We start from the raw sequence: 6,942 nt of genomic DNA on the forward strand, positions 1-6,942 counted from the left end.
CTACCCCTTAACGCACACCACCTGACGCAGGGTGTGCAGCACTTCCACCAGCTCGCGCTGGGCGTGCATCACTTGGTCGATGTCCTTGTAGGCCATCGGGATTTCATCGATCACCGCTTCGTCCTTACGGCACTCCACATGGGCGGTCGCGCGGATCTGGTCGGCCAGGGTGAAGGTGTTCTTGGCCTTGGTGCGGCTCATGGTACGCCCCGCGCCGTGGCTGCAGGAGCAGAACGCCTCCTCGTTACCCAATCCGCGGACAATGAAGCTCTTGGCCCCCATCGAACCCGGAATGATCCCCAGCTCGCCCTTCTTCGCCGACACCGCCCCCTTGCGGGTCACCAGCACCTCTTCACCGAAGTGGCGCTCCTTCTGCACGTAGTTGTGGTGGCAGTTGACTGCCTCCAGCGCCACCTCGAAGGGCTTGCTGATCACCTTGCGGGTGGCCTGGATCACCAGTTGCATCATCAGCTCACGGTTCTGCCGGGCGAAATCCTGGGCCCAGGCCACCGCTTCCACGTAATCGTTGAAGTGCTGGCTGCCTTCCTCGAAATAGGCCAGGTCGCGGTCCGGCAGGTTGGCGATGTGCTGGCGCATATCGGCCTGGGCCAGGTGAATGAACAGGTTGCCGATGGCGTTACCTACGCCACGGGAACCGCTGTGGAGCATGAACCAGACCCGGTTGGCCTCATCCAGGCAGACCTCGATGAAGTGGTTACCCCCGCCGAGGGTTCCCAGGTGCTTGCGGTTGTTGCTGTTGGCCAGGGCCGGGTACTTATCGGTGATCGCCTTGAAACGTGGGTGCAGCGCAGCCCAGGCCTGGTCGGCCTGATTCGGCACGTCGCCCCAGGCGCCCTTATCGCGACCGCTACGGGGCGAGGTACGACCGTGAGGCACCGCCGCCTCGATGGCGCTACGCAATCCGGCCAGGTTATCCGGCAGGTCGGAGGCGGTCAGCGAAGTACGGGCGGCGATCATTCCGCAGCCGATATCCACCCCGACCGCAGCCGGGATGATCGCGCCCACCGTGGGGATCACGCTACCGATGGTCGAACCCTTACCCAGGTGCACGTCGGGCATCACCGCCAGGTGCTTGAAGATGAACGGCATCTTCGCAGTGTTCATCAATTGCTGGCGGGCTTCGTTTTCCACCGGCACGCCCTGGGTCCACATCTTGATCGGCTTGCCGTTGGCGACTTCCAGCAATTGGTAGGTCTTGTGTTCCATGTCGTTGACTCTTTTTCCTGTGGCCGCGGATACGGCCTTGTTCAATAGGGTGCGCAGGAGCCGGGTCGCAGCAGACGATCTCAGGGGTCTCTTCGCTGGCAAGCCAGCTCCTACGCAATTGCGGTGTTCGGTGCAAACGGCGACAAGTGGAGGTGAAACATGCAGCGCGCTCTGCCTCTGAGCTAGCACCTTGCGGTGAACGGGACTCGAACCCGCGACCACGCTGTCCTGTAGTTCCACCGGCATTCGCCGGGTCAATCGGTGCAGGCCGGGCCTGCGGGCAGCGACAAGGGAACAGGCACATTTGCTCTACCGACTGAGCTACAGCCTTGCGGCTGGCGGGGTTCGAACCCGCGACACGATGTAGTACCCGTGGCATTCGCTGCCATCCCGCCGAGGCGGGGGGAAAAGATGCGACGACAAGGAGTCGATGAAACGGTGCACTCGCGTTCTGACCATTGAACCACGGCGCCGTTTTCCGGCACCGGCGGGAATCGAACCCGCATCTCGAACCTTGGATGTAGTTCCATCAGCATTCGTCGCAAAAACTGCAAAAAAGGTGGCACGACAAAAGAAGTGACTGATCGCCGGATTCGAACCGGCTTGACCAATATGTACAGCCACTGGCATTCGTGCCGTCACCGGCCCTGACAAGAGTTGCTGAGACGCCTTTGGATGTAGTCACAGCGGCATTCAGGGCCAATGAGCAAAAAATCTGTGGTGTGCGCCGGCTGGCCGGCGCACGGTGTGTTTCATCCTCTACCGATCAGCGTTACATCGCCTCGATAGCCTTTACCCAGTGCTGCGCACCGTAATTGCCCGCAGTGAACTGCTCGATCACATCGAACACCGCGTCACTGAAGCCGCCGACGTTGAGGATGTCCTCGCGGTCCGGTGCCTGGGTCGTGGCCCCGGGCTGCATGTCGATGCACACCAGCTTCGCCTGCGGGTTGATGGCCCGGATCCGCTCCCACTGGCGCATCGTTTCCGTGGCGCCGTGGCGCCGCGCATCGATCCACGACTCGTTGTCCGAGACCAGGATCAGCGTGTCCACGCGGCTCTTGGCATTGGCCAGCTGTGCCAGGGGCGCCGAGCAGTTGGTGCCGCCCCCGCCGATGTTCGCCAGCTTCTGCGCATTGCTCATCACGCTGTCCCGCGGGTTGAGGTGGATGTTCACCACCCCACGCTCGAACGGCATGACCCGCGCCGCCGGCTGCTTGCGCAACACCGCGGCCGCCACCAGTGCCGCCACATCGATGCAGCGCACCGCGGTGGTGGCGCCCTGGCGATAGCCAGTGACCGGGCTGTGCATCGAGCCCGAGACATCCGGGCAGACCACCACGTTGCCCGCCAGCGCCGGCACGTTGGCCAGGGACAGCTCCAGGGCATCCTGCAGCGCCTCGCGGACCGGCTGCGGCACCTCGTCACCGGCCATGCGGTAGGCCGCCAGCAACTGGTACGGGTAGACCCGGGCCTTGGCCACCTCCCCCGCATCCGCCAGCCGCGCCGCCACGTACTCGGTACAACCCGGCACCTGGAACGCGCCGTGGCGCGCCAGGGTATTGAGGTTCATGCGCAGCCCCTGCCAGCCCATGTTGCGGGCCTGCCCGGCCCATTGTTCGGCGCTCAGTGTCTCGTTGCCGAGCAACTGGAACGGCACCTGGGGCACTTCCCGGGTCGCTCCGCTGCGAAACGCCAGCAGGTCCCGGGTCAACTCAGGCAGCGCCTGCACATCCACCGGCTTGCCGATCAACCAGGCAAAGAAGGCTTCACGCCAGGCCTCGCTTGGCTTGGGGTGAACCATCTTCACCACGTCCGCCAGGGACGGCTGGTTGCCGATCGAGGCCTGCAACAGCTGGCGCTCGGTGGCGCTGTTCAACCAGTTCTGCACCAGGCGCTTGGGCTGCGAACCCAGGGATTTGCGCCCGGTCACGCCGCTGCGCAGGATCTGCACGAAGTTGCGCAGCATCTTGCCGTTGTCCACCACCTGGGCGAACAGCTCCGGCACCAGGGCCGAGCGTTGCGCGGTCAGTGCCGCCAGCAGCAGCGCCGGCATGTCCTTCATATGGCCTTGCTGCCGAGCGTAACGGGCGGCCTGGGCGACGAAGCGGCTGTCCAGCTCGCTCACCAGTTGCAGCACCGCTTCCAACTGGCCTTCAGGCGAGGTGTAGAAGGTCGAGTTCAAGCAACCGGTGACCGCCAGCTGGGCCAGGCGATGCTTGGCGTTGTAGGCATAGGCCCCGGCCTTGGAAGCGTTCAGGGTGGTGCTCGCTGGCGCTTTTGCCTGTTGGGTGTTGAACAGCTGGAAGTTGGCCATCTTGGCGTCTCGCTCTGTTGTCTTGTTCGTTGCCAGAGATATTGCAGCCGCTGTGCCAGGTTTTGATTTTCCAACAAATTATTTTTTATCTAATTGATTTATAAGGTTTTTTATTTTTTATCATTTTTTCATCACGTATCCGGCAAGACAAACGCCTCGATAATTTTATATCTTTGCTTATCGTTTTTTATCTCCAGGTATAAACATGTCGAACAAGCCCACGGTCGCCATAGGTTTTGTCGGTTCCACCCTCGATCGCGTCGGCAAGGGTGCCAACCGCTGGAGCCATTGGCGGCCCACGGTCGGTCTGTGCCAGCAGCAGGATGTGCTGATCAACCGCCTGGAACTGATCCATGGCCTGGACGCGCGGGATGTCAGCCTGGCCGAACGGGTGGCCAACGACGTGCGCCAGGTGTCGCCGGAAACCGAGGTGCGCCTGCACCCCATGGGCCTGAACAATCCCTGGGATTTCGAGGAGGTGTACGGCGCCCTGCACGACTTCACCAGCGCCTACCCGTTCGACACCGAGCGCGAGGACTACCTGGTGCACATCACCACCGGCACCCACGTGGCGCAGATCTGCTGGTTCCTGCTGACCGAGGCGCGCTACCTCCCTGCCCGGCTGATCCAGACCTCGCCGGCGCGGCGCCGCGACCCGGACCAGCACGCCACCGGCACCCACGCCCTGATCGACCTCGACCTGTCGCGCTACGACCGCATCGCCTCACGTTTTGCCCACAAGCGCCTGGAGGGCCTGGCCTTCCTCAAGTCCGGGATCGCCACCCGCAACCCGGCATTCAACCGCTCCATCGAGCAGATCGAACGGGTCGCCGTGCGCTCCAGGGCACCGATGCTGCTGATCGGCCCCACCGGTGCCGGCAAGTCGTTCCTGGCCCGGCGCATCTATGAGCTCAAGCGTGGCCGGCACCAGGTGCAGGGGCGCTTTGTCGAGGTCAACTGCGCCACCCTGCGTGGGGACGGGGCCATGTCGGCACTGTTCGGCCATATCAAGGGCGCCTTCACCGGCGCCCAGAATGCCCGTGAAGGCCTGCTGCGGGCGGCGGATGGCGGCATGCTGTTTCTCGACGAGATCGGTGAACTGGGGCTGGACGAACAGGCCATGCTGCTCAAGGCCATCGAGGAGAAGCGCTTCTTTCCCATGGGTTCGGACCAGGAGGTGCAGAGCGATTTCCTGATCATCGCCGGCACCCACCGCGACCTGCGTGGCCGGGTGGCCCAGGGGCTGTTCCGCGAGGACCTGTATGCGCGGATCAACCTCTGGACCTTCAACCTTCCGGGGCTGGCGGGGCGCCGCGAAGACATCGAACCGAACATCGATTTCGAGCTGGAGCGTCACGCCCGGGAACAAGGGCAGCTGGTGCGCTTCAACCTTGAAGCGCGGCGACGCTACCTGACCTTTGCCAGCTCCAGCGAAGCGGCGTGGCTGGGCAACTTCCGCGAGCTGTCGGCCTCCATCACCCGCATGGCCACCCTGGCCGACAGCGGACGCATCGACCAGGCCCAGGTCGAGGAGGAAATCCAGCGCCTGCGCCACGCCTGGGGGCTGGAGAACCAAGAGGACGAACTGCAGAAACTGCTGGGCGACGATGTGGAGCTGGACCTGTTCGACCGCCTGCAACTCAAGGCAGTGATTGCCGAGTGCCGCCGCGCCGACAGCCTGTCGGAGGCGGGGCGCCGGCTGTTCGGCGTGTCACGCCTGGGCAAGGCCAACCCCAACGACGCCGACCGCCTGCGCAAATACCTGGCGCGTTTCGGCCTGGATTGGAAACAGCTGTAGCCGCTGGCGCAGGCTGCGAACGGCCCGCAGGGACGCAGGGCTTTCAAGATCGATAGAGGTTTGGCTGGCGATTGCCAAGCAAGGTCCTGCGGACCTTTGCGCAGCTTCGCGGGCTCAGCAGCGGCTACAGGGCTACGGTTGGGACGGCGAAGACGCCGCTGGCCCGGGCCACTTCCTGTTCGCCGACCCGCAGCACCACGGTGGCAAAGGCCATCTGCCGGCCACGCTTGGCATGCTCCAGGTGCACCTCGATCCATTCCCCGACCTGCACCGCCCCCAGGTAGTCGAGGGTCATGCTGGCGGTGATCAACGGCAAGGGCGGATCGCTGGAAAACGCCATGGCGTAGCCCATGCCGATGTCCGCCAGGGTGGCGATGATGCCGCCATGCACCGTGCCCCGGCCGTTGGCGTGCCGGGCATCGGCCCGCAGGCCGACGCGCAGTTCGCTGCCACTGCCGCAGCCGTAGACCGGGCCGATCAGTTCCAGCAGCGGGCTGCTGCGGGGCAAGGGGGCAAAGCCTGGGGGAATAGCCGACTCGCGCATGACGCACTCCTTGATCTGCGCCGAAACACCGTCGTCCCGGGCTGACACAGGTGTAGTCCTGAACCCGCGCCGCGCCTATCAGCATCAGCCAGGAAAATTGTCGCCGATAAGCCAAGCCGGGATCGTGGTCTTTCCCCGAACGACGGTAAGATGCGCACCTGCGACCCTGTCGCCGATTCATCCCTCAAGGAGCCCCCATGCAGCATCAGGACGATCACCCTGCAAAATTCCGTCGACTGGCCCTGGCCCTGTTCGGCGCCCTGGCCCTCAGCGCCTGCTCTCCCGGCGACCACAACAGCAGCGCCGTGGCCTTGGGCGGGGCCCAGGGCAAGGCCGGCGCGCAATTGGCCTATGAGCATGAACTGAGCCTGTCGCTGCCAGCCGAGCAGATCGGTCCGCGCCTGGCGCAAACCCGCGAAGCCTGCGAGAAGGCCCAGTTCGGCCCGTGCAATATCCTGCGCCTGGAACAGGGCAAGTACCGCGCCCAGGTGACGCTGCGAATAGTCCCGGACGGTGTGGAGCCCATCGTCCAGCAGGCCTCCCAGGGCGCGGAACTGGGCGAGCGCATCACCAGCGCCGAAGACCTGGCCGATGCCGTGGCCGATGTGCAGCGCCAGCAGCAGCGGCTCAAGGCCCAGCAGCAGCGCCTGGACGAACTGGCGGCGCGCAAGGACATCAGCGTCAGCGACCTGATTGCCCTGAGCCGGGAACAGGCCGGCATCGAGAACGACCTGCAGGCCCTGGCCCAGACCGCCGCCGGCCAGCAACGCCGCCTGGACACCAACCTCCTGACCCTGAAGTTCCTGCCCAGCGACGGCGTCCAGCGCGAATCCAGCCTCAAGCGCGCCTTCAGCAACCTGCTGGACAACCTGGCCGACGGCACCGCCGAGGCCCTGGAGAAAGGCAGCTATGTGCTGCCCTTCGTGATCCTGGCCTTCCCCCTGGTGCTGCTGTGGGTCTGGCTGTGGCGCAAATTCGTACGCCGGCGCCCCTGACCCCACCCCGTAGGAGCCGGCTTGCCGGCGAAGAGGCCCGCAAGCCTTGCACCGCCCTGGC

The 6,942-nt window shown here is 64.6% G+C and carries 5 protein-coding genes; 2 read left to right on the top strand and 3 right to left on the bottom strand.

From position 1 onward, the window contains the following. Window positions 1-1,227, bottom strand: a complete 1,227-nt coding sequence (locus tag BM382_RS27550; protein ID WP_011060602.1) for an RtcB family protein — start codon at window positions 1,225-1,227, stop codon at window positions 1-3. 772 nt (window positions 1,228-1,999) lie between these two features. Then, complete coding sequence (locus BM382_RS27555; protein WP_011060601.1) at window positions 2,000-3,544, bottom strand: RNA-binding protein; 1,545 nt, start codon at window positions 3,542-3,544, stop codon at window positions 2,000-2,002. A 205-nt stretch (window positions 3,545-3,749) separates the two neighbouring features. Here BM382_RS27555 and rtcR point away from each other — a divergent pair, with 205 nt between their 5' ends. After that, window positions 3,750-5,342 (top strand): RNA repair transcriptional activator RtcR, encoded by a 1,593-nt coding sequence (gene rtcR, locus BM382_RS27560; RefSeq protein ID WP_072444664.1) that lies wholly within the window; start codon window positions 3,750-3,752, stop codon window positions 5,340-5,342. A gap of 124 nt (window positions 5,343-5,466) precedes the next feature. On the opposite strand, the gene BM382_RS27565 is transcribed toward rtcR, so the two are convergent. Further along, on the bottom strand, window positions 5,467-5,886 hold the full coding sequence (locus BM382_RS27565) for a PaaI family thioesterase (protein ID WP_072444666.1): 420 nt from the start codon (window positions 5,884-5,886) through the stop codon (window positions 5,467-5,469). Window positions 5,887-6,083: 197 nt separating this feature from the next. Here BM382_RS27565 and BM382_RS27570 point away from each other — a divergent pair, with 197 nt between their 5' ends. Then, window positions 6,084-6,881 carry a DUF4349 domain-containing protein gene (locus tag BM382_RS27570; protein ID WP_072444668.1) on the top strand — a complete coding sequence of 266 codons (798 nt, stop codon included), beginning with the start codon at window positions 6,084-6,086 and terminating at the stop codon, window positions 6,879-6,881. Window positions 6,882-6,942 lie beyond the last annotated feature (61 nt).

The organism is Pseudomonas sp. NFPP25, assembly GCF_900116505.1.
GTDB lineage: Bacteria > Pseudomonadota > Gammaproteobacteria > Pseudomonadales > Pseudomonadaceae > Aquipseudomonas > Aquipseudomonas protegens.

Coding starts and splice junctions, on each gene's coding strand:
- BM382_RS27570 (WP_072444668.1), top strand. CDS start 6,084: ATGCAGCATCAGGACGATCACCCTGCAAAATTCCGTCGACTGGCCCTG.
- BM382_RS27565 (WP_072444666.1), bottom strand. CDS start 5,886: ATGCGCGAGTCGGCTATTCCCCCAGGCTTTGCCCCCTTGCCCCGCAGC.
- BM382_RS27550 (WP_011060602.1), bottom strand. CDS start 1,227: ATGGAACACAAGACCTACCAATTGCTGGAAGTCGCCAACGGCAAGCCG.
- BM382_RS27555 (WP_011060601.1), bottom strand. CDS start 3,544: ATGGCCAACTTCCAGCTGTTCAACACCCAACAGGCAAAAGCGCCAGCG.
- rtcR (WP_072444664.1), top strand. CDS start 3,750: ATGTCGAACAAGCCCACGGTCGCCATAGGTTTTGTCGGTTCCACCCTC.